At 35.5% G+C, this 21,192-nt stretch carries 26 protein-coding genes and 1 pseudogene; 7 read left to right on the top strand and 20 right to left on the bottom strand.

Going from position 1 to position 21,192, the window contains the following annotated elements; all coding sequences use genetic code 11:
- Positions 1-40: 40 nt before the first annotated feature.
- On the bottom strand, positions 41-1,309 hold the full coding sequence (locus tag BAQ48_RS18710) for an MFS transporter (protein WP_071712324.1): 1,269 nt from the start codon (positions 1,307-1,309) through the stop codon (positions 41-43).
- A gap of 117 nt (positions 1,310-1,426) precedes the next feature.
- On the opposite strand from BAQ48_RS18710, the gene BAQ48_RS18705 reads away from it, so the two are divergent.
- The 5 genes from BAQ48_RS18705 to BAQ48_RS18685 all read left to right on the top strand — a co-directional run bounded on the left by BAQ48_RS18705 (position 1,427) and on the right by BAQ48_RS18685 (position 4,314).
- Positions 1,427-2,641: a helix-turn-helix domain-containing protein gene (locus tag BAQ48_RS18705; protein WP_071712323.1), complete on the top strand. Its 1,215-nt coding sequence runs from the start codon at positions 1,427-1,429 to the stop codon at positions 2,639-2,641.
- 66 nt (positions 2,642-2,707) lie between these two features.
- Positions 2,708-2,887 (top strand): H-type small acid-soluble spore protein, encoded by a 180-nt coding sequence (locus BAQ48_RS18700; RefSeq protein ID WP_001019753.1) that lies wholly within the window; start codon positions 2,708-2,710, stop codon positions 2,885-2,887.
- A gap of 124 nt (positions 2,888-3,011) precedes the next feature.
- A complete protein-coding gene (locus BAQ48_RS18695) occupies positions 3,012-3,347 on the top strand; it encodes an antibiotic biosynthesis monooxygenase family protein (RefSeq protein WP_071712322.1) in 336 nt (111 codons plus the stop codon).
- Positions 3,348-3,349: 2 nt separating this feature from the next.
- Positions 3,350-3,943: a dienelactone hydrolase family protein gene (locus tag BAQ48_RS18690; protein ID WP_071712321.1), complete on the top strand. Its 594-nt coding sequence runs from the start codon at positions 3,350-3,352 to the stop codon at positions 3,941-3,943.
- Positions 3,944-3,954: 11 nt separating this feature from the next.
- Positions 3,955-4,314 carry a hypothetical protein gene (locus tag BAQ48_RS18685; protein WP_071712320.1) on the top strand — a complete coding sequence of 120 codons (360 nt, stop codon included), beginning with the start codon at positions 3,955-3,957 and terminating at the stop codon, positions 4,312-4,314.
- 27 nt (positions 4,315-4,341) lie between these two features.
- On the opposite strand, the gene BAQ48_RS18680 is transcribed toward BAQ48_RS18685, so the two are convergent.
- From BAQ48_RS18680 to BAQ48_RS18590, 19 genes are all read right to left on the bottom strand, one after another.
- Positions 4,342-4,740, bottom strand: a complete 399-nt coding sequence (locus tag BAQ48_RS18680) for a DUF5367 family protein (RefSeq protein ID WP_116758538.1) — start codon at positions 4,738-4,740, stop codon at positions 4,342-4,344.
- Positions 4,733-5,317, bottom strand: a complete 585-nt coding sequence (locus BAQ48_RS18675) for a TetR/AcrR family transcriptional regulator (RefSeq protein ID WP_071712318.1) — start codon at positions 5,315-5,317, stop codon at positions 4,733-4,735. The genes BAQ48_RS18680 and BAQ48_RS18675 overlap by 8 nt, the downstream gene beginning before the upstream one ends.
- 87 nt (positions 5,318-5,404) lie before the next feature.
- A complete protein-coding gene (locus BAQ48_RS18670; RefSeq protein WP_063224060.1) occupies positions 5,405-5,575 on the bottom strand; it encodes a DUF3951 domain-containing protein in 171 nt (56 codons plus the stop codon).
- 62 nt (positions 5,576-5,637) lie between these two features.
- Positions 5,638-5,949: an AzlD domain-containing protein gene (locus BAQ48_RS18665; RefSeq protein ID WP_000425935.1), complete on the bottom strand. Its 312-nt coding sequence runs from the start codon at positions 5,947-5,949 to the stop codon at positions 5,638-5,640.
- A complete protein-coding gene (locus tag BAQ48_RS18660; RefSeq protein WP_071712317.1) occupies positions 5,940-6,665 on the bottom strand; it encodes an AzlC family ABC transporter permease in 726 nt (241 codons plus the stop codon). Before BAQ48_RS18660 ends, BAQ48_RS18665 begins: the two co-directional genes overlap by 10 nt.
- The gene (locus BAQ48_RS18655; RefSeq protein WP_071712316.1) at positions 6,658-7,494 is read right to left on the bottom strand and encodes a TrmB family transcriptional regulator; all 837 of its coding nucleotides are present in this window, start codon (positions 7,492-7,494) and stop codon (positions 6,658-6,660) included. Before BAQ48_RS18655 ends, BAQ48_RS18660 begins: the two co-directional genes overlap by 8 nt.
- 177 nt (positions 7,495-7,671) lie before the next feature.
- Positions 7,672-8,967 carry an NtaA/DmoA family FMN-dependent monooxygenase gene (locus tag BAQ48_RS18650; RefSeq protein ID WP_071712315.1) on the bottom strand — a complete coding sequence of 432 codons (1,296 nt, stop codon included), beginning with the start codon at positions 8,965-8,967 and terminating at the stop codon, positions 7,672-7,674.
- A 166-nt stretch (positions 8,968-9,133) separates the two neighbouring features.
- Positions 9,134-9,907, bottom strand: a complete 774-nt coding sequence (locus tag BAQ48_RS18645) for a flagellar basal-body rod protein FlgG (protein WP_071712314.1) — start codon at positions 9,905-9,907, stop codon at positions 9,134-9,136.
- 42 nt (positions 9,908-9,949) lie between these two features.
- Complete coding sequence (gene flhF / locus BAQ48_RS18640; RefSeq protein WP_071712313.1) at positions 9,950-11,257, bottom strand: flagellar biosynthesis GTPase FlhF; 1,308 nt, start codon at positions 11,255-11,257, stop codon at positions 9,950-9,952.
- A gap of 14 nt (positions 11,258-11,271) precedes the next feature.
- On the bottom strand, positions 11,272-13,338 hold the full coding sequence (gene flhA, locus BAQ48_RS18635) for a flagellar biosynthesis protein FlhA (RefSeq protein WP_071712312.1): 2,067 nt from the start codon (positions 13,336-13,338) through the stop codon (positions 11,272-11,274).
- Between the two features lie 23 nt (positions 13,339-13,361).
- Complete coding sequence (gene flhB, locus BAQ48_RS18630) at positions 13,362-14,408, bottom strand: flagellar type III secretion system protein FlhB (protein WP_071712311.1); 1,047 nt, start codon at positions 14,406-14,408, stop codon at positions 13,362-13,364.
- Positions 14,409-14,418: 10 nt separating this feature from the next.
- On the bottom strand, positions 14,419-15,180 hold the full coding sequence (locus tag BAQ48_RS18625) for a flagellar biosynthetic protein FliR (RefSeq protein WP_071712310.1): 762 nt from the start codon (positions 15,178-15,180) through the stop codon (positions 14,419-14,421).
- A 15-nt stretch (positions 15,181-15,195) separates the two neighbouring features.
- Positions 15,196-15,471, bottom strand: a complete 276-nt coding sequence (locus tag BAQ48_RS18620) for a flagellar biosynthetic protein FliQ (RefSeq protein WP_001098082.1) — start codon at positions 15,469-15,471, stop codon at positions 15,196-15,198.
- 33 nt (positions 15,472-15,504) lie between these two features.
- Entirely contained in the window at positions 15,505-16,263 is a 759-nt protein-coding gene (locus BAQ48_RS18615) for a flagellar type III secretion system pore protein FliP (RefSeq protein ID WP_001220574.1), read from the bottom strand.
- Positions 16,260-16,580, bottom strand: coding sequence for a hypothetical protein (locus tag BAQ48_RS18610; RefSeq protein ID WP_000121176.1), 321 nt, complete (start codon positions 16,578-16,580; stop codon positions 16,260-16,262). The genes BAQ48_RS18615 and BAQ48_RS18610 overlap by 4 nt, the downstream gene beginning before the upstream one ends.
- A 12-nt stretch (positions 16,581-16,592) precedes the next feature.
- On the bottom strand, positions 16,593-16,952 hold the full coding sequence (gene fliN / locus BAQ48_RS18605; RefSeq protein WP_071712309.1) for a flagellar motor switch protein FliN: 360 nt from the start codon (positions 16,950-16,952) through the stop codon (positions 16,593-16,595).
- A 10-nt stretch (positions 16,953-16,962) separates the two neighbouring features.
- Positions 16,963-17,949 (bottom strand): flagellar motor switch protein FliM, encoded by a 987-nt coding sequence (gene fliM / locus BAQ48_RS18600; protein ID WP_071712308.1) that lies wholly within the window; start codon positions 17,947-17,949, stop codon positions 16,963-16,965.
- Positions 17,950-17,963: 14 nt separating this feature from the next.
- Positions 17,964-18,188, bottom strand: coding sequence for a flagellar motor switch protein FliN (locus BAQ48_RS18595; RefSeq protein WP_000775710.1), 225 nt, complete (start codon positions 18,186-18,188; stop codon positions 17,964-17,966).
- A 61-nt stretch (positions 18,189-18,249) separates the two neighbouring features.
- Positions 18,250-19,029: a lytic transglycosylase domain-containing protein gene (locus BAQ48_RS18590; RefSeq protein WP_071712307.1), complete on the bottom strand. Its 780-nt coding sequence runs from the start codon at positions 19,027-19,029 to the stop codon at positions 18,250-18,252.
- A 245-nt stretch (positions 19,030-19,274) separates the two neighbouring features.
- Between BAQ48_RS18590 and BAQ48_RS18585 the strand changes: the two genes are divergently transcribed.
- Positions 19,275-20,684 carry a flagellin N-terminal helical domain-containing protein gene (locus BAQ48_RS18585; protein ID WP_071712306.1) on the top strand — a complete coding sequence of 470 codons (1,410 nt, stop codon included), beginning with the start codon at positions 19,275-19,277 and terminating at the stop codon, positions 20,682-20,684.
- A 208-nt stretch (positions 20,685-20,892) separates the two neighbouring features.
- A pseudogene (locus BAQ48_RS18580) lies at positions 20,893-21,192 on the top strand (RNA-guided endonuclease InsQ/TnpB family protein); the annotation flags it as partial.

The raw sequence follows: 21,192 nt of genomic DNA, 5'->3' as shown, positions 1-21,192 counted from the left end.
AATACTAATTTAGTCATTTTTATATTGTTAAAATTTTCTTTTAGGCCGGCACATCCACTTGTTTTTTCGCCATATGCTGTTTTATTCCAACTAATACAACTAACAATAAGCCTCCGCCTAATGTCATCATAACAATGCTAGTTGGCAATATATCTAATAATAATCCATATACAATCATGCCAAGCGGTGCGATTGCAGTAGCAATTGTTTCAAGTAGGCCAAATACACGCCCTAAATAGTTTGGATCTGTCGTCTTTTGCATATGCACTTGCATCGGGATATTTACAACCATCATTGATATACCAGTTAAAACCATAAAAACGATATAGTAAATAAAACTTGCTACTTTCGGAATGGTAACTAACAATGGAAAGACTGTACATATACTCAAACCCGCAAATAAAAACAGCCCAATATAAACAGAGCGAAACGGATTATTCACTTCTTTACGTACTGATAAAACAATTGCACCAATTAGCATCCCGACTGCTAACATTCCCTCTACAACACCGAGTTGCTTCGAGGATAAATGCAAATTTTGAATAATAATATATGGAAGTGAAACGAAAAGTGCACTCGCAAAAAAGTTTACCCATAATGCAATTTTCATTAAACCATATATTTCATGCTGTCGTTTTATATATGAAAAACCTTCTTTTATACTCGTCAAAAAATGTTCTTTACTTTCAGCCATTTCTTTTTTATATAGATCAAATACGATAAACAATTGTATAACTCCTGCTAAAAAAAATGTAATGCTATTCAGCAGGAAAAACGACTTAATTGAAAAGAAACCAAATACAACGCCGCCAATAATTGGTGCTAAAATATTCGATAAAGATGCTGCTGTTTGGTTTAATGCACTTGCTTTTTGAATACGCCCCTCATCTACTAAATTAGGAATAGACGAAGTTAATGCTACAGAATAAAAACTTGCACAAATTGATAATAATGCTGCTGAAACATAAATAAACAGAAGTGACGGCCCAAAAGTAGTCGCAAGAATAAACATAATAAGCATCGTTAAACTACTTAATAAATCTGTGCCAATGACAAGCCATCTTCGATTGACGCGGTCAGCTACAGCACCAGCAATTGGACCACAAATCATCCTTGGAAGTGAACCGCAAATGAGCGTAGTAGCAAACCCCATCCCTGAGCCAGTCGTCTTTAATACGTATAATCCCATTGCAAACGTATAAATACCCGCCCCTAACAAAGACGTCATTTTTCCGATCATCATTAAAATAATATTTCTCGTTGCAATCTTCATTTTCGAATCATTTTGACCTATACTTACATCCCCCATAATGACATTCTCCCCTTAAAAGTTAAATTGTGTTAAACTTATTATATATTCAGCCTTCCAATTTTTACAACAAAAAGTTTAATTGTATTTAACTTTTTAACTATAAAGGAGCATATGATGGCAACTCTCGGAGAAAAAATTAAAGCATTACGGAAAGAAAAAAAACTTACACAAACAGAACTAGCAGGTTCAGAACTGACAAAAAGTATGCTAAGTCAAATTGAAAATGGAAAAGCTACACCTTCCATGAAAACATTACAATATATCGCTGATAAACTTGAATGCGAAACGAGTTTTTTATTAGAAGATGATGATGATGAAATTGTAGAACTCATTCAACAAACGGAGAAACTAATTAAGGCAAATAAATGCGATGAAGTATATGAGACTTTACTGCCTATCGTTCAAAAAGAGATGCCCCTTACTTTAAATACAGCTCGTTTATATAAACAATTTGTATCCGCTGCGGCGATTATGAAAGATTACAACATTGAATCTTACGTAGAAAAAGCTGTTTCTATTTTTGAAAAATATACTTTATATCGTGACAGTACGGAAACAAAATTAACCTTTTCATACGCGCTATTCTCACGTAAAAAGTATGAGGAATGTTTACAGCTAATTGCTAGCATTCGAGATGATTATGAAGCGAAACATTTAGAAATGGATCTTATTATACACATTCAATTATGTTTAAAAGAGGCCATCATTTTACTTGCATGTGGCGATTATGAAGAATGTGAAAAAATCATCTTAGAAGCACTCTCGTTTTCAAAAAAACATCAAGTGTATTATAAAACAGATGAATTTTACCGCATATTATCTTATCAAAAAGTCATCATGGCTGATAAAGAACAATATTTACACTACATAAAGAAATCTGAGCAATTCGCTATTTTTACTGAAAACACTTTATCGATTGCAACTATAGATATATTAAAAGCATATTACTACAACACAATTACTAATGAATATACAATCGCATTAAAACATATAGAACAATTTCGAGAAAAGCTAAAAGATGAGCCAATTTTTCTAGAAGATGGTCTGTATTATCTTGAAAAAGGAAAATCTTTGTACGGATTAAAAAAATATGAGGAAGCCCTAAAAACTTTACAACGCGCTAACATTCCTGATTATATGACGCATCCACTTGATCAATCGTGGCTTATAACAGCAGGTGCATATCGTGCCCTTTGTTATGTAAAACTTAATGATAAAAAAAGGGCTCTTGAAGAAGTAACAAAGGCAAATCAAATCATAGAGTCCTATCCAACTTCTATTTTCTCTTCATTCATTAAAGAAACATTACAAATAATACAAAAACTTTAAGAATGTCTCGAAATGGTATATTATCCCTCCTTTTTAGCAAAGATAATAATGATGGGAGGAATATAAATGAATATAGAACGTGCAAAAGAGCTTTCTGTATCAGCGGAACATGCCAATGTCAGTTTTCAAGGTATGCCTGTTATGATTCAACACGTCGACGAAAGCAGCGAAACCGCCCGCATATATGAAGTTAAAAACCCAGGACGCGAATTAACAGTTCCAGTTAATAGCTTAGAGGAAATATAAGCAATGCCACTTCAATTTTTTGAAGTGGCATTTTTCTTTTTTCTATAAAGAAGCCTCGTGCTTCTTTTCTTTTTATTTCGTGCTAAAATTCAAACTATAAAATGATTTTAAAGGGGACATTTGAATGGAGAATACTTCACAAAAAAAGAAGCCTTATTATGCAGTTATATTCACTTCTAATTTATCAAATAATACAACAAATTATAGTACCGTTGCAGACAAAATGGAGGAACTTGCAAAGCAGCAACCTGGATTTTTAGGGGTAGAAAGCGCACGAGATCATTCAGGGCTGGGAATCACAATTTCTTATTGGGAATCACTTGAGGCAATTGAAAATTGGAAACAGAATGCCTTACATAAAGAAGCGAAAAAAAGAGGCCGTGAGCAATGGTATGAAAACTTCCACCTGCGCATCTGCCTTGTTGAGAAAGAATTTAAATTTCATAGAGGTACATTATAACTATGAAAAAAAAATTAGCTCTTGTTATTGTTCATGAAATATATGGTGTGAACGACCATATGCATCACGTTACCCACCACTTCACTTCATCTCAAATAGATGTATTCTGTCCTAATCTTCTACAATCACAACACGCATTTCATTATCGTGATGAGGAAAAAGCATATGAACATTTTGTAAATCATATTGGATTTGATGATGGGAAACACCAAATTGAAGAATTCATCCATACTCTTTCAAGTAATTATACACATATTGGACTTATCGGCTTTAGCGTTGGAGCTACCATCTCATGGCTATGTAGTAACAATCCGAAAATAGATTTTATTATCGGATGTTACGGCTCTCGTATACGCGACTATATTCACATGAAGCCTACATGCGCTACCTTACTTATATTCCCTGAAAAAGAAGCTAGTTTTTCAGTATCCTCTTTCATTCAAACATTGCAGCAACAAAAGAATCCTTTATTAGAAATACAACAACTACACGGTGAACATGGTTTTCTAAATCCGTATACTGAAAAATATAACGTGCACTCTACAAAACAAGCATACAATTTAATAGATTCGTTTCTTGTAAAAACACTCTTATAAAGGAGAGTTAAATGACGCTTACATTACTCTTACTTATTTTCATATTCATTGCCTTTTTCTCAGCGCTAACTATCATTTTTGTAACCGTAAAAAAGGGGGAGTTTTCAAAACGTCCCTACTTACAATCTATTATCATTTCCATTTTATTTTTTGCAAATTGGATCTTATATTTAACATCTTTTTATACGTTACTCCCTGAGAAAGTTAGCGAGTTTCTATTCCTGCCTATTTGGTTTTTCCTTTGCATTTTAGGTTTTATCACTTTCTGGCGCGAATGGAGAAACAATCGTGTGTTCTCCATATGTATCGGTTTTCTTTCCTTTATTAGTTTTTTATTTGGGTTATTGTTGTTAGTTCTTTCGGGGATGTGACTGTTATAAAGAGGATAAAAGACCTCTTTATAACAGTCTTTTTCGTTCCATGACGAAAGGAATTATTAAATATAGAGCATACGCAATAACCATCCAAATGGTAAATGATATGATTTGCTGTGAGGAGTATTGTGAGAATATACTAGAAGAATTATATAAGATGTAAGAATCTAAAATCAAACCGATTGCTGTACCACATATACCTAACTTAATAACTGCATATTTCGTAGTATCTAGTTTTTGGTATAACCACATTACAAAATATAAAGCTATAGCCGTTCCTAATTCAAGAAACGTCATTTGTAGAAAAAATCTATTTGAAGTGTATTCTAATAAAACGGAAGAACCGAAAATAATGAAGAATGCTGAGGCAAAAAACCAAACGCCAATAGAAAATAAAATAGTGAGCCAAAGTCTGTTATTCACTGACATTACCTCCCTTTTGTAGCACTGTAAACTTTTCCAAAAGCATATACAAATCACCATATACTTTATCTGTAGAAAAAGATGGATTGAATAATGCTTGCAATGCCAATCCGTCAATTAATGCATTACATAAAATGCTCCACGTTTCAGTTGAAATTTGAGATGTCATTGCATCTCCTATTTTTTTATTTAACACTCTTGTTAATTCTTGGTTTTCATAATGTAACAATCCACCAATTTTATTTTTCATCGCATCATTTTGTAATCCACTAGCTACTAATTGAAAAAACAAATGATGATACATTGAATCTTTCACACATCTACTTTCAGCAGACTGTAAAGCCTTTTCTAACTGTACATCCTTTCCTATTTGTTCCCACGACGCTTTACAAAACGATTCAGTTACTTCAAGTAATAATTGATCTTTCGTTTTAAAATGATAATATACGGTACCTTGTGTAACTTGAGCACTCTCTGCAACTGCTTTTAATGTCAACTTTTCCATCCCGTTCTCTGCAATAATTTCTTTTGCTGCTTCAAGTAACTTCTCTTTATTAACAACATTCGGTTTTGCCATTTCTATAACCACCTTTTAAGTTAGTCAGCTAACTAACTTAAATTATACAGAAAAATCAGATAAAGAGAAAGAAAGAAAAGCCAACTTTCAACTTTTCTTCCTTCTATGTTTACCTTTAGATTTTACTGTCACTGATTCACAAGGTGTATAATAAATTTGAGGTGTCGCTCTATCAACAAACATCATAAACGTAATAAAGCCGATAATAAAGAAAATAAACAACGTTAACAAAATTGCTCCTATCGTTAAAAGTATCATAACACCACCCCTATATTTTTCATGTTATTACACCTTTCGCTATTATATGAGCGTAATCCTTTTTAGAAAAAGAAACGTAACAAAATAATCACAATCACTCCTGTTAATACTGTACCTAATAGACTACGAGTATATATCGCTACAAGAAATGTTGGAATTGCTGCAATCAAGTAATCCCACTGCATCGTCTCATGCATAAATAAAACTTGCGCTAAAAGTGCTGCTAATATCGCAATTGGTATGTAATTTAACCATTTTAAACCCCAGTCCGGAATTTGTAGTTTGCTAAATACGAGTAGAGGTAAAATACGTGGCACGAGTGTAACAGCTCCTGCTGCTAGTAAAAGTAATATTACGTCCAATCTCATTTCCATTTTTCAATCATCACTCCAATCGTCGCAGCTAGTAATGTTGCAATAATAACCGCTATACTATCTGGCATAAATAAGTGTGAAACATACGCGATAATAATTGCTATAATTGCAACACTTAGATGAATTGCTAGTTTCGGTTTACTACTTATGAGCTGAAGTACAAATAACCCGATAAACATTGCTGGTAATGCATAATCCATGCCGTACGTATGCGGATCTGGTATCCACTCACCAAATAGCCCGCCAATAATAGTAGCAAGAATCCAATTTAAATACGCCGTGACATTTAGCCCGATCATCCATCTTTCACCTAAATATCCTTTTTGCGCTGCGTGCTGTATTGCAACACCGAACGTTTCATCTGTAATTTGTGAACCGATGAGTAAGTTTTTAAAGAGAGGAATTTTCGTAAAGTACGGTGCAAGTGCTGCACTCATTAATAAATGACGTAAATTAACAAAAAACACGGTAAAAATAATTGCGGAAGCTGGAGCACCAGCTGCATACATACCAGCTAATATAAATTGGGCAGAACCTGCATAAATTAAAGTGGACATAAACGCAATTTCAATGATAGAGAAACCTGCTGTTTTTGCAATTACACCAGCTGCTATACCAATGCTTAAATAACCAAATACAGTTGGTAAACAATCTTTTACTCCTTGCTGAAATGTATCATCGCTCTGCAAAGCTACATGTGCCTGAGCTTTACTCATCCTTATCATCCTCCATTCCTTCTAAAGTTCGTTTTCCTGTTACGACATGAACTAAATCTATATTTTCACGCCATAACGTATCTAACTTATCAGCTCCAAATTCCTTTGTGATTTCTTCAACCATAATATCGTGCCGCACATACTCTGTAGCAACGAGAACGAGTGCTGGGTCGTACGTTGTAACGGCCCATGAAGTACTATCATTTGAGAAGTTCGCAATTAATACTTCTTCCCCATCACGCGCGATAACAGTTAAATGACCACCCATCCGCTTTTCAACAACGTGAGGCGTCATATAATTGTGGTGAAATGTCGCTCCTATTTTAGTTTCTGGAGCACCAAATAAAATTGAAAATATATGTACTCCTTCCTCTTCTTTTTGATGAATGAATGGCTCAATTTCATGCACTTGATCTTCCCATACAGAAATCCATAACTCTTCTTTTGCTCTATTAATTATATTGCATATTTCTTTCAAAACACGATCATTTGAGCGAATATGCGAAATGACATCTATTTGTCGCTCTTGTTCTAAACAATTTAATTTCTCATCTAAAAATTCAAAGGACTTCTCAAAATCTTTTCGCATTCGATTCATTAATTCGGTAGCTGGTACTGGTACATATTTCACAGGTTCTGACGGAACGATATGCACCGCTCCTTTATCCATTAACTTACCAAGCACTTCATAAATCATCGAACGAGGTACCCCTGTTTGTTTACTCACTTCATACCCAGTTACTGGGGAATGTTTCAATAGTCCAATATACGCTTTACATTCGTACTGTGAAAAACCTAACTTTTGTAATTCCTTTATAATTTCATCCATCTGTAACACCTCACATTCTATATAACTCTCATTTCAAAACGATGCATGTATATTAGTAGTTATTAGTATACCTACTAATATAAAAAAACAGACCCGCAAAGTCAATTGATAATTCTGAAATTTACCCCAAAAACAAAAAGCCTTCTTATGAAAGGCTTTTTCTACATACTATTCTACTTATTTTAGCTGCAACGTATTTGATAAGTTCTCCTCCATGTGTTCACGTAAAGTAGAACCTGTATACTCTTCTCTAAATACACCGGCCTTCACAAATAAAGGAATGACTCTACTTAAGAATAAATCCAGTGACTTTGGAGGTCCTCCTGGAATAGCGATAAATCCATCTAATGCTCCTGCCTCAAACCTATCCATAATTTGATTCATAACGTCTTGTGGTGTACCAACCACAACCCAATGAGCTGATCCAACAACTTCTGGTCGTTCTAGTATTTGTCCAACAGTTGGTTCATTTTTGATAATGAAGTTCCGTAATAATTCTGCATGTGTTTTACTACGAACAGTTTGATTCCGACTTGGCAGCATCTCTTCCGTAATCTTACTTTCTAGCGGAATTCCTCTAGCGTCTAGTCCGAGAACCATTTCGAGTAACGCATACCTCTTCTCTTTTGTGAGATGTTGATGAGCTTGCCTATGCATTTCTAACGCTTCTTCGTATGTATCGCCTATAAAGAAATATAACCCCGGCAATACACGTATATCATCTTGGTTTCGGCCGTGTTTTTCTGCTCTTCTTCTTAAATCTTGACGCAGTTCAATTCCTGACTCTACATCTGGCATCGCGGCGAAAATCGCATCCGCAACAGAAGCAGCAAAATTCCGGCCTGCCTCTGACGCACCAGCTTGGAATACTGGCATTTCCCCTGACATATGCTGCGGAATATTAAGTGGCCCTTTCACCTTAAAGTATTCACCATTATGCTCGATAGGCTTTACCATCTCTCTAATAACATCAGGATTATCTACTTTCAATACATCATTAGGGTGACTCCCCCAAAGCTTTCTTACTAACGCTGTGCATTCTTCCGCTTTCGCGTATCGCTCTTCAGATGGTGGCATCTCTGTCTCACCAAAGTTTTCAGCACCATCAATGGATGTAACAATATTCCAACCTACTCGTCCGTTACTTATCCAGTTTAAAGATTGTAATTGCCTCGCTAATATATATGGTGGATAAAACGAAGTTGAGGCAGTTGTAACGACTCCAATTTTTTCTGTTGCATACGCAATAGCAGTAAACAGTAACGTTGGATCTAAAATGACATTACCTTTATTACGAGCGATTAAATCCGGGTGTGCCACTAAATAATCTGCCTTAAAAACAAAATCTAACTTCGATTTTTCTGCTCGTTTCGCTAACTCTACTTGTTCGTTAATTCCCGAATCAAATATACTATCTTCTTTCTGTCTAGAGATTAAACATAATCCAATGCAAAGTTGTTTTTTTGTAGACATATACACACCATCCCCTTGTTTTAATTCACTTAGTTAAACAAATGTTGCTATCATTATGAAATTCCATTCTTATGAAAATGAATAAAACGATATTGATAATCATTATCATTTTATGATGTAACTGTAATAAAAGCAATAAAAAAAGACCTCCGCTAATGGAAGTCCTTTATCTCAATATTTCATTCGCTTCTTTTTCATAAATTTTATCAAATGAAGTCATAATACGTTGCGATGCTTGAATCATTTTTTGACTCGCCATAAGATCTGCCATCTCTTTCGTCATATCTACATTTGAGTTTTCTAGCATATGATTTTTTACTATCCCTGTACCGTTCGGTAGATCAGCAATATTTCCTTCAGCTAGCGTAAAGCTTTTATTTTCACGTTGCACAAGACGATTATTCGTTTCTGCATCTACTGTTTTCGTTTGCAAGCGGGCGATATTATTTTGTGTTATTTCATCATATAATGTACCATCTGCTTGTACAGCGACCTTTACTCCTTCTGGAATACGAATGCGCTCATTATTCTCTCCCATTACGAAAGCACCTGAAGATGTTTGCAGGTAACGATCACTATTTACTGTAAAACTACCATCTCTCGTTAAAAATGTTTCATCGTTTTTAGATGTAACGAAAAATGATGTTGTGCCGGCTACACCGTCATCTAAAAAGAAATCTGTAGCACTATTTGTCATTTGTATATTTCCTTGTACTAAATTCACATGAGTCGCGGCTGGCACTACAGCATAATCAACCTTACCGATATTTGTCGTGGCTCCATCGCCACTTCGATATGTGTCTTGTACATCAAATACTTTAGAAGTCATATTTTCCGCTTTAAATCCTGTCGTTTGAGCATTTGCAACGTTATTCGAATGAACATTAATACGCTGCATGTAATTCATCATACCCATAGAACCTATATAAAGACCGTTCATACTCGTTTGAATAAGGCAAAGGCCTTATTCTTCACCTCTTTTCTACGATGTTTGTAACATTTGTTTTGCTAAATGTTCAGCTGTAGCGATATGGATATGTTGCTTCACGTCTTGTCCATCTGTCATTAATACAATAGGAGCTGATGATACTGCTGGAATTTTCAACAATTCGCCACTACTTGCTGTTTCATCAAATTTCGTAAATACAATTCCATCTATATGAATATCTTTAAAGTTCGTAATGATTTCAATCATATCTTTACTTTTCATAGAAGCTGATAACGTTAAACAAATGTAATCTGGTTCTACTTGTCCCATCGTTTCAATCATTTCTTCCACTGTTTCTGACGTACGATAATTTTTTCCAGCTGTATCAATTAAAATATAATCGACGCGCGCTTCTTCTTTAAAGTACGTAAGTGCTCTTGCCATTGCAGATTCATCACGCACAGCGATTACTTCTGATCCAATTGTCTTTACGTAATCTTGCAGTTGCTGCACCGTCCCAATACGCGAATGGTCTGTCGTAATAAAACCAACTGTTTTTTTCTTGCCATGAAACTGCCATGCCATTTTCGCCAGTGTCGTCGTTTTCCCAACGCCGGTTGGGCCGATTAAAGCAATTGTTTGTACTTTTTTTTCAAAAACATTCTCGGTATTGAAATGAGATTTCATATCTTCCAATATATATTCGATTACTTCTTCTTCTGTAATCATCGTTGCCTTCTCAAACTTCACTTTTAACTTTTCCGCATATGCATGAATGAAATATTGTTCTACATCATTTTGTTCTAACATCCGAATTACTTTTTGAATAATAAACGGTACAGATTGTTGTTTTTCTGTTTTTACAACTTCTTCTTTTTTAGCAGAAACGACTTTTTTCACAGCATGCTGCTTTTTCGTTACTTGCGTTTCTTCCGTCTGCTTCACAACGACGATTCCTTTTTCAAACAGCTTTAATAGCTTCTCTTTCTTTCTTGTCCATTCTTCACTATTTCCTGTTTGCATCGCCGCGTATGACATAGAAGTCGTCACATTTTCTAAATTGTGCAGTACCGATTGAATGCCGTTCGCCTTCACAATTTGTTCCGTAGTATCACTTACAACATCCATTAATTGTTCATGAAATTGAGCTGTGCTTTCATTCACTTCTTCCCGTTTATCCTCTGGAAAAGCAACTAACATTTCATAATTCTTTTTCCAAAAAAACGGGATATTTCGTTTTACACTTTCATCGACAACGTAATAATAATCTGTACCATACTGGTCAAATAACTTTCGATACAATTCATTTTTCGAAGCTGCTTTTATTCGCATTAACGCTTCTTTCTTTTCTGTACTTTCCATTACTTCACCCCCTACTATTCAATATAGGCAATTTGATCTACAACAATTTCTGGTGCTAATTCACTAATACAAAGCACTTGTGCTTCTATTTGATAACGCTCAAGTAGTCTTACAATCGCAAATCTGAAATCTTTTCTACGCGTTAATAATACGGGTTCTCTTCCCATTAAACGAGCTTGTTTAAAGACGCGCTGTACTTGCTCAACGACACGCGTTTCTAAATCTAAATCCCAGTTTAATAAATAACCTTGATAAGAATTGTTCACAACATCCGCATCTAACTCGATTGAATCAGAGAAGAGCGCCGCATATATTTTCCCATCAGGATTTTTTGCATGTTCACAAATAACTTTTGAGATACATTCACGAACGAATGATGTTACACCATCTACATGGTTTTGATAAACTTCTTTTCCGTCAATAATACCTTCAATAATTGTTGGTAAATCGCGGATGGAAATTCCTTCTTTTAATAGTTGTTTAATAACATTTTGAACGAGTGATAAATCAATTTCTTTCTTCTTAATCTCTTCTAATAAAACGCCATTATCATTTTCAAGCGAGTTAATTAAGTCTTTCACATGCTGACGCTGAATTAACTCGTGAAGATTACGTCTAACGACAACATCTAAATGTGTAATTAATATGCTAAGTGGCTCTAACACTTGATAGCCTTTCATTTGCGCATCTTGTACCATATGCTCTAAGATCCAATATCCATCTTCACCGAAAATAGGATCTTTCGCTGGTTCTGCATCTAAATCAGCCATTACGTTCGGTGTTTTCAGTGCTAATAAATAACCAGATTTTAAAACACCTTCAGCCGCCTTCGCACCTTTAATACGAATAATATATCGTCCGCGTGGCCTGAAACTCGTATTATCTTTAAAGTTAATGCCAGGAACGTTAATACCAAGGTCGGTAATAATCGACTTCCTCATAAGCACAACTTTATCACGAGCTGTTTCCCCGTTAATTTTCTGCTTTACAAGTGCCGCTAAATCTAAACCGAGCTCTACGATAATTGGATATTTATCTGTAAATACTCCGAATGAATCTTCTACTTGTTGTAATTGCTCTTCATCACCTTGAATCATTTCTAATTCTTTTTGAAGCTCGTCTTCTTTCTCTTTCTTTATTCGCTGTTTGTTACGAACTCCTAAGAAAATAATTGTGCCTCCAACGAGTGCAAATGGTAGAAATGGTAGTGGTGTAAATATCCCCATTGCGATAAATAAACCACCGAGCGCATAGACAACTACTTCATGTGCTAATAACTCTTTAAAAATACCTTCTGTTACTGTATCAGGTGAACCGTCAAATACACGCGTTACGATAATACCAGTTGAAATCGCAAGCATTAACGAACCGATTTGGTTTACAATTCCGTCCCCGACAGTTAACTGTGTATAATGAATAGCCGCTTCTGCAAAGCTCATCCCTTGCTGCATCATGCCGACAATTAAACCGAAAATGATGTTTACGAATAAAATGACAATCCCGAAAATAACGTCCCCTTTAATGAACTTCCCGGCACCATCCATCGCTCCGTAAAACTCTGTTTCCATATTTAACTTTTTTCGTTTTGCCTGTGCATCTTTCTCTGTAATAATGCGCTGATTTAAGTCAGCATCGATAGACATTTGTTTCCCTGGTAAAGAATCAAGTGTAAAACGAGCCGCTACTTCCGCTGTACGAGATGCACCGTTCGCAACGATAAACTGGAATATGATTAATACTATAAAAATAACGATACCAATTAATAAGTTCCCGCCAATTACGAACTGGCCGAACTCTTCAATAACATGCCCTGCATTTCCATCTGTCAAAATCGCTCGCGTCGTCGAAACGTTAATCGATACGCGGAAAATCCCGATTAATAACAACATCGTCGGAAATGACTTTAATTCATCCCACTCGTTAATACTTGTCGCTCGCATATAAATAAGCACTGACATACTTAGTAGAAAAACGATAATGATATCAAGTATAAATGGTGGAAGTGGAATTAGAAGCGCCACAACGAATGACGCTGCTAAAAAGATAGAAAAATAAGTTCTTGCCGAATCTATCTTAAACAAAGAGATCTCCTCCAAACGCGCTATTACACTTCAAGTTCATTCGTTTGAATTAAATAGCGCATAACTTCAATTACAGCTACGTATAAATCTTCTGGAATCGCCTCATCTTCCTCGACTTGATAATATAAAGAACGAGCAAGTGGACGATTTTCCACCATTGGTATTTCTTGTTCACGGGCAAGTGTTCGTATGTATAAAGCGAGTTCATCTTCCCCTTTTGCAACGACAATTGGTGCTGCATCAACTTGTTTATTGTAACGAAGTACGACCGAAATGTGCGTCGGGTTATTTACAATAAACGTTGCGCCATCCATCTTCTTCGCAATTGTCCCTTGCAATATGGCGTGCATAAAGTTTTTTCGTTTCCCTTTTACTTGCGGGTCCCCTTCATTATCTTTATGCTCTTGTTTCACTTCTTCTTTTTTCATCTTAATATCTTGTTCGTACTCCCATTTTTGATAAATAAAATCAATAATAGAAAGAACGATTAAAATAATTAAAATAGCTAAAAAGATAAATTTAATTTGCCTAATAATTTCAGTAAGTGACGCGGTCCAGTTAAAACCAATCATACTTACAATTGTCTCTAAATTCTTTTTAAAGAGAACGTACGAAACGTAACCGATTAATCCCATATAAAACAATGATTTCAAAATATCTACTAAACTTTTACGACTAAACAGTCTCGTAAAATAGTTTTTCGGATTAATACGTGACGCTTTCGGCTTAATAACTTTAGAAGAAAATAAGAAACCGACTTGAATCATATAATTGAATAAATGAAAAGCGTATACGAGTATTAATATAGGAGCTGATACTTTTAGTAATAATATCCCCATTAAATAAAAATACTCAGTCGAATCTGTATTTTTCCCAATTTGATCAAACAGCACCGCTACGGAATTTGCAATTTCAAACCCTAACCAATCTCCGAAAAAATACACGACAACTGCTAATACGAGAATGGAAAATAAGTTATTTAAATCTTTACTCCGGGCAATATTCCCTTCTTCACGCGATTTTTTACGCTTCTGCGGGGTGGCCTTTTCAGTTTTATTATCCTTTGCCATACGCGTCCCCCTACTTCGTTAAGAAAAAGTTAAATAGTTTCATATATTCCTCAAGTAATACATCTGTCATATTTTTAAATACATAGCCGAGCATCGGTACACTCATCGCAATAAACAAAATACCACACGTAATTTTAATGACATACGCATTCATAAAAACATTTAATTGCGGAGCGTTTTTTGCGATTAAAATAAGAACAAAGTTAATGATGAATAAACTCCCCATAAGCGGAAGAGCAATTTCAACCGCTGATGTAATCGCAAATAATAACGTTGCGAGTAGACTATCTAAAAAACTAGTCGTCAGCAATTTTGAAATCGCCTCTGTATATTGAAACGACTTTAAAATCGTGGCAACGAAATAATTAATGCCGCCAAGTGAAATAAAAATAATGAGAAAAAATATGTCAAAAATGGTTGATAGTAAAGTAGACTGCGATCCTGCATTCACATCAAACAAACTTGCTTGTGATAAACCGATATCAAAGTCTAAAATATGCCCGGCCATTTTTGGAATGTTCCATAGCATTTCTACAATTTTCGCAAGAGATAATCCAATTACAATTTGCGTTCCTGCATAAGCGGCTACATCCCAAACTGTCTTTATGTGAGAAACATCCACTTGATCCGCAACTGTAATAGAAAGACCAAGTCCAAATGTAACCTTTGCCATTGCTGGAATCGATCGACCTGAGAAAAACGGTAAAAAATATAAAAATGAAGTAATGCGGCAAAACGCAAAAAACGTCGCCGCCCATAATTCCATATTCATTTCAATTCACCTATCTTAGTACGAACGCAATAGCGATGGAATTTTATCAAATAAATCTAAAATGAGCATCGTTAACTCTTGAAACATCCACGGACCTAAAATGATAATAACGAGCACAATACTCGCCATTTTCGGTAAAAACGTCAGCGTTTGCTCTTGAATTTGCATCATCGCCATAATGACAGCGATAATAATAACGACGATCATACTAACGCCGGCAACCGGCATTAAAATCATAACCCCTTTATAAAAAAAGGTTTGAAAAATATCTATAATTGGTGACGTATTCATTTATATGACTCCTATCACATAGCATCAAACGCTTCAGGCGACCGTTTTAAACATAATGTCGACGATTTTTGTATATCCACCTAAATATACGAAAACGAGTATTTTGAACGGTAAACTTAAAATCATCGGCGGTACCATCATCATCCCAAGGTACATTAAAAGTGTACTAATAATTAAATCTATAAATACAAACGCTAAATAAATGAACATCCCCGTTAATAATCCTTTTTGAATTTGTGTTAACGTAAAGGATGGTACGAGCGTAAATAAGGAAAGGTCTTTCAAATCTTTCGGCAATTCTTCTCCGCGCACTTTCAGCATCATTTTTAAATCATGCTTATACGTATGCTTCGACATATAATCTTTCATAATAGGTGCTGTCGTCTCCGCAGCTTGACTTACTGTTATTTGCTCTTTCGTCATCGGATCCCACACATCACTCTTTAACTGTCCAAGTACAGGCTGCATTGTAAAAAGTGATAAAAATAAAGCAAGTCCAACAAGTACTTGGTTCGGCGGTAAATTCATTACCCCAAGTCCTTGACGTGTAATGCCAAGAACGATCATAAAATAAGTAAAATGTGTAAATAATAGAACGATAGAAGAAGATAATGATAAAAGAGTAACAAGTGCAAATAACTGTACACTGGAATTACTCGTAAACTCTTTTCCATTTTCAAAATTAATAAAACCGTTCGGGGCTGCATACGCTGGATTTACAAAAACAAATGAAAAAATAATAGAAAATACGAAAATAGCGGTACATAACGATAACTGTTTCTTTATTCTCATGATGGATCCTCTACTTTTTTCGTTTCACTCTTCACCGCATCTTCTAGCGCTTGTTGAAACTGATTTCCTGTTCCTGTTAATTGCACAGATTGTACACCGTTATTACTAATAACAGTGAATACTTGCTTTCCGTCCACTTCAAACAAAAAGGCGCTCGTTTGATGATTTAAATACACGCCGTCTTTCACTTGAATATGGCCATTTTCACCTTGCTTAAAAAATTGCTGTTTGCGCGTCTTTTTCGTCATATAATATGCACCATAACCGAGCGCACCAAACAGTAAAACGACTTGAAATAAGGTCGTCATATACGACATATGACTCCTCCTCTACTCTTTATCTTGCATTTGCCTTTGCGCTTTCATAAGCGCAGCTTGTTTCTTGTCAGCTTCAATTTCAGAAATAATAATGCCAAACTTCTCATCCATTACGATTGCTTCACCAATGCCGACTTTCATATTACTTAAATACACATCTACTTTATGTCCTAAGTTTTTCTCTACTTCAAGAACATCGCCAACTTTTAATTGCTTCACGTCACCAAGTGTAATAGATGACTTCCCAAGCTTTACACCTAAATCAATCGAAATATCTGAAACAGTATCAATATGTGCTTTACCTGCTTCATTTCGCTTTCCTACAAATTCTTCTAACCCCATTAATGACACAGGAGATACTTCATGCTTCATATAGACCCTCCTACTCTACAAAACTTTTAAATAGAAGCGCCTTACGCGTTCCATCTTTCCCGATAAAACAATTAAATTTATGTTTTCCATCGACATAACCGCGTAATTGATCCGAAACTTTCGTATGCAGCGGAATAATATCGCCTTCTTCAATTTGCTCAATCTCACCCATTGTCATCTTCTGCTCACCAATCGCAACGTGAACAGGTTTATACAGTTGATTTACTTTCACTTCCACTTCAGACGTATACCTTTTACGCTTATCCGAAGAATGTTCGACAATATTTTCAGACGTTAACTTATCCATTATCTCTTCAACAGATAAAAACGGAATCCCGATACGAACCGTCGTATTCCAAAAATCCGTTTTCATATTTACGTTCAGCAATGAAATAATATCGCTCGCCGTCGTAATTTTAAGTGCATTTGGATCCGTTTCTGTCGTTACAAATGTCGGTTTAATCGCAACAACGCTTTCAAACGATTGTTCTAAATTTTTACAAATAAGAGCGAATATATTATCAAGTGTTAAAAACTCAAATGCAGTAAGCGGTCTACGCATCGTAAACGTACGCTTACTATCTCCGCCAAGCCAACACTCATGAATATAAATGACAAATGCTAAATCAATCTCAACAACAATTTCTCCAAGCTCTGGAAGCCCAAGATCAATCACGCAATATAAATAATAATCTTTCGGCATTTTCTCCACATATTCACTCGTAAATGGAACTTGCTCAACAGTCGACGGCTCTAGTTCAATGGGAATACGCATACGAGCGGAAAGCGCTTGTGACGTCTGTTTACCAAACGTAGAAGCAATCGCTTGCAAACTACGTAAATGCTCAACACCGAATTTTTCCGGTCTATTAAAATCATACTCTTGAAATTTATCTTGCTTCCCTGCTCCTTGTGCGAAAGCTGGCATTTCCTCGCCTTCATTCACCGCCTTCAGCAGGGCATCAATTTGTTCTTGGCTTAATTTATCGCCACTCATGAAAATCCCCTTCCCTACCTTTTCAATTCAACGATTTCAACGTACATCTTCCCATTCTTCGTCAAAATCTTTCCGGTTCCAATCTCTTCATTCTCAAGCATAATACGCACCGTATTTTTCGTTGAATTTTCAAGACGATACAATGTACCCTTCGTAATATGAAGCAGATCTTCAATTTTCTTTTTCGTATTTCCGATTTCAAAATAAATTGTTAACGGAATATCATCTTGTAATTTCAAACCTAGCCCACTCCCATATCGTGTTCACAAAAATTTTCTATTTTATATATAATGAAGTTCCTTATTTTGAAACATCGATATTCAATATTTTTTTAATATATCCTTGCGTTTCTTTAAATGGCGGTACGCCTCCGTACTTTCTCACATTACCAGGACCAGCATTATAAGACGCAAGCGCAAGAACAAGATCACCGTTATGTTTCTTTAAATAACCGCTTAACTCTTTCACGCCGCCTTCAATACTTTCAGCTGGTGAAAATGGATTCTTCACACCCATCTCCTTCACATTCGCTGGCATAAGTTGCATAAGCCCCATCGCCCCTGCATGTGATACCGTTTTCGGATTAAAATTAGACTCAACTTCAATCATTTTTTGAATTAACGTTTTCGGAATTCCGTATGTACGACTAACGCGATCAATAATATCCTCATACTTCCCTTCATTTGAAGAACGTATTTTCTGAATATTATATTTATTAGTTAATCCCCACGTATCGACAGCCTCATTTTTGGCTTCTGGGAAGCGTCGTTCAAACTCTTTTTGCGCAACTTGCACTTCATCTACTTTCTTCGTTTCAGACTTTTCTTCAGGCTTACTTGCTTCCTCTACTTTACTAGAATCACCTGTATTAACGAGCGTTTCTATTTTCGTAGATTGTACCGGCTTACTCATATCTTCTACTTTTTCCGGCTGACTAGTAGCTTTCGTCTCCTTCGCAGGTTCGCTCTGCAACTTCTCTTGAAAACGACTACTAACGAACGCCTGCGGACTACTTAACTTTTGCTGAAATTGTCCTTTTTTATATGCAAGCACTTCTTTTACTACATTTCCAACTACCATAATATCACCTTTTCGGTAAACAAAGATATTCTAATATTAGAGTTTTTTTTAAAAGTTTGCAATAATCCTTTGTAATAAAAAAACAACTAAATTGTTAAACTGTTATTTTTTTATATTTATTAATTCAAATTTTAAGTTGACACTTGATATAGCAAGGATTACAATAAATTCGAAATTGATTTTTTTGTATATTACCGTTTAGAAATTCACAGAAAAATCAAAATCAAAAAATGGGGGTTCTAAATATGAGAATTAATACAAATATTAATAGCATGCGTACTCAAGAGTACATGCGCCAAAACCAAGCAAAAATGAGTAACTCAATGGATCGTTTATCAAGCGGTAAACGTATCAACAACGCTTCTGACGATGCAGCAGGTCTTGCAATCGCAACTCGTATGCGTGCACGTGAAAGCGGATTAGGTGTTGCAGCTAACAATACACAAGACGGTATTTCTTTAATCCGTACAGCTGACTCAGCAATGAACTCAGTATCTAACATCTTACTTCGTATGCGTGACCTTGCTAACCAATCTGCAAATGGTACGAATACAGATAAAAACCAAGGTGCATTAGATAAAGAATTCGCTGCATTAAAAGAACAAATTGATTATATCTCTAAAAACACAGAATTTAACGATAAAAAACTTTTAGATGGTTCTAATAAATCTATCGCAATTCAAACATTAGATTCATTCGATAAATCTAAACAAATCCAAATTAACTTATCAGATACTTCTACAACTGCTTTAAAAATTAATGGTTTAACTATTGCTGATGCTGGTACTGCTGCTGGTAGCGGTACTAAATTAACTGGCGTTGATGATACTGCTGCTGTAGAAGGTTTAGCTGATGCAATTGAAGCTTTAGATGCTGGTACTACAGGTAAATCTGAATCTCAAAGAACAACTGCTGTTGACGCTTTCAAAGCTGGTTTTGAAGGTATTAAAGCAAATTATAATAAAGATGATGTTGCAAAACTTGAAGCTGCCATCGAAAAATTTGAAGCTAGCAATACATTAGAAAATGCAAAAAATATTAATACTGTATTTGATAAGTTTGCCCCTGCAGTTACAACAGGACAAGTTAGTGGTGCAGAAGCAGCTGCAAAAGCTTTAGAGGATTTAAATACTACTGCTGGCAGTGGTCTAAACCCTGCTGACAGAACAAGTAAAATGAATACATTTGTAACTACATTCAACGCAGTTAAAGGTGCTATGAATCAAGATGATGTCGCAAAAATCTCCACTGCTATTGACAACTTCCAAAAAGTAGATGGTTCTGGTAATACTCTAGAAGCTGCTCGTGCAATTGGCGCTATGTTTAAAGCTGCTATTGAAGGTAATTCTACTAGTGGAGCTACTGGTGGTACTGGAAATGCATCTGCTGCAGTTAAAGCAATCGATGCTGCATTAGAAACTCTTGCTTCTAACCGTGCAACTCTAGGTTCTACATTAAACCGTCTAGACTTTAACGTAAACAACCTAAAGAGCCAACAATCTAGTATGGCATCTGCTGCTTCTCAAGTAGAAGACGCTGATATGGCGAAAGAAATGTCTGAGATGACTAAGTTCAAAATCTTGAACGAAGCTGGTATCAGCATGCTTTCTCAAGCGAACCAAACTCCACAAATGGTTTCTAAATTATTACAATAAGCCATTTGAGTTAGTTTCATGAAATAAACCTCTCTGCTTGCAGAGAGGTTTATTTTTTCTATCATGCCTTTCGAGAGGACTCCCACCTCTAAACGTAAGTGAAGGTGGCGAGGTGAATCGAAAGAAATATTTTATTTCCAAGAAAAAAAACGGAAACATACGTTCCGTTTTTTTTTGCTATAATATCCTTAACAAGGAGGTGAATAAAATGACAAAGGAAAATCCATCAAACTATAAAACTCTTCAAATTTGGATTAAAAAAGGGCATCGTATGTATTCTTATTTTCAAGAATCTTGTCATAATGCTAAGAATATGTACAACACCACAAACTTTTATATACGCCAGGTGTACACTGGATTAACACAAGAAAAAGAGTTGCAACCTTTGCAAAAAGAAGTTCTGGATAATATTCATAAAAATATTGGTAAGATGAACGACACACAACTTCTTGCCTATCAGAAGAAATTGGAAAAAGAGAAATTAAAACCTAAAGAAGAACAGAAAGAG

Origin of the sequence: Bacillus luti (genome assembly GCF_001884105.1) — a bacterium.
GTDB classification, from domain to species: Bacteria; Bacillota; Bacilli; order Bacillales; family Bacillaceae_G; genus Bacillus_A; species Bacillus_A luti.
The sequence above is the reverse complement of the archived record's forward strand: the minus strand, read 5'-3'. Positions and strand labels throughout refer to the sequence as shown.

Excerpts from the sequence above, each read along its gene's own strand:
- BAQ48_RS18650 (WP_071712315.1), bottom strand. The coding sequence starts at position 8,967 with ATGTCTACAAAAAAACAACTTTGCATTGGATTATGTTTAATCTCTAGA.
- BAQ48_RS18665 (WP_000425935.1), bottom strand. The coding sequence starts at position 5,949 with ATGGAAATGAGATTGGACGTAATATTACTTTTACTAGCAGCAGGAGCT.
- BAQ48_RS18700 (WP_001019753.1), top strand. The coding sequence starts at position 2,708 with ATGAATATAGAACGTGCAAAAGAGCTTTCTGTATCAGCGGAACATGCC.
- BAQ48_RS18620 (WP_001098082.1), bottom strand. The coding sequence starts at position 15,471 with ATGAATACGTCACCAATTATAGATATTTTTCAAACCTTTTTTTATAAA.
- fliN (WP_071712309.1), bottom strand. The coding sequence starts at position 16,952 with ATGAAGCATGAAGTATCTCCTGTGTCATTAATGGGGTTAGAAGAATTT.
- flhF (WP_071712313.1), bottom strand. The coding sequence starts at position 11,257 with ATGGAAAGTACAGAAAAGAAAGAAGCGTTAATGCGAATAAAAGCAGCT.
- BAQ48_RS18585 (WP_071712306.1), top strand. The coding sequence starts at position 19,275 with ATGAGAATTAATACAAATATTAATAGCATGCGTACTCAAGAGTACATG.
- BAQ48_RS18675 (WP_071712318.1), bottom strand. The coding sequence starts at position 5,317 with ATGGCAAAACCGAATGTTGTTAATAAAGAGAAGTTACTTGAAGCAGCA.
- BAQ48_RS18615 (WP_001220574.1), bottom strand. The coding sequence starts at position 16,263 with ATGAGAATAAAGAAACAGTTATCGTTATGTACCGCTATTTTCGTATTT.
- BAQ48_RS18705 (WP_071712323.1), top strand. The coding sequence starts at position 1,427 with ATGGCAACTCTCGGAGAAAAAATTAAAGCATTACGGAAAGAAAAAAAA.
- BAQ48_RS18610 (WP_000121176.1), bottom strand. The coding sequence starts at position 16,580 with ATGTCGTATATGACGACCTTATTTCAAGTCGTTTTACTGTTTGGTGCG.
- BAQ48_RS18625 (WP_071712310.1), bottom strand. The coding sequence starts at position 15,180 with ATGAATATGGAATTATGGGCGGCGACGTTTTTTGCGTTTTGCCGCATT.
- BAQ48_RS18655 (WP_071712316.1), bottom strand. The coding sequence starts at position 7,494 with ATGGATGAAATTATAAAGGAATTACAAAAGTTAGGTTTTTCACAGTAC.
- flhB (WP_071712311.1), bottom strand. The coding sequence starts at position 14,408 with ATGGCAAAGGATAATAAAACTGAAAAGGCCACCCCGCAGAAGCGTAAA.
- fliM (WP_071712308.1), bottom strand. The coding sequence starts at position 17,949 with ATGAGTGGCGATAAATTAAGCCAAGAACAAATTGATGCCCTGCTGAAG.
- BAQ48_RS18695 (WP_071712322.1), top strand. The coding sequence starts at position 3,012 with ATGGAGAATACTTCACAAAAAAAGAAGCCTTATTATGCAGTTATATTC.
- BAQ48_RS18670 (WP_063224060.1), bottom strand. The coding sequence starts at position 5,575 with ATGATACTTTTAACGATAGGAGCAATTTTGTTAACGTTGTTTATTTTC.
- BAQ48_RS18685 (WP_071712320.1), top strand. The coding sequence starts at position 3,955 with ATGACGCTTACATTACTCTTACTTATTTTCATATTCATTGCCTTTTTC.
- BAQ48_RS18590 (WP_071712307.1), bottom strand. The coding sequence starts at position 19,029 with ATGGTAGTTGGAAATGTAGTAAAAGAAGTGCTTGCATATAAAAAAGGA.
- BAQ48_RS18645 (WP_071712314.1), bottom strand. The coding sequence starts at position 9,907 with ATGAACGGTCTTTATATAGGTTCTATGGGTATGATGAATTACATGCAG.
- BAQ48_RS18710 (WP_071712324.1), bottom strand. The coding sequence starts at position 1,309 with ATGGGGGATGTAAGTATAGGTCAAAATGATTCGAAAATGAAGATTGCA.
- BAQ48_RS18660 (WP_071712317.1), bottom strand. The coding sequence starts at position 6,665 with ATGAGTAAAGCTCAGGCACATGTAGCTTTGCAGAGCGATGATACATTT.
- BAQ48_RS18690 (WP_071712321.1), top strand. The coding sequence starts at position 3,350 with ATGAAAAAAAAATTAGCTCTTGTTATTGTTCATGAAATATATGGTGTG.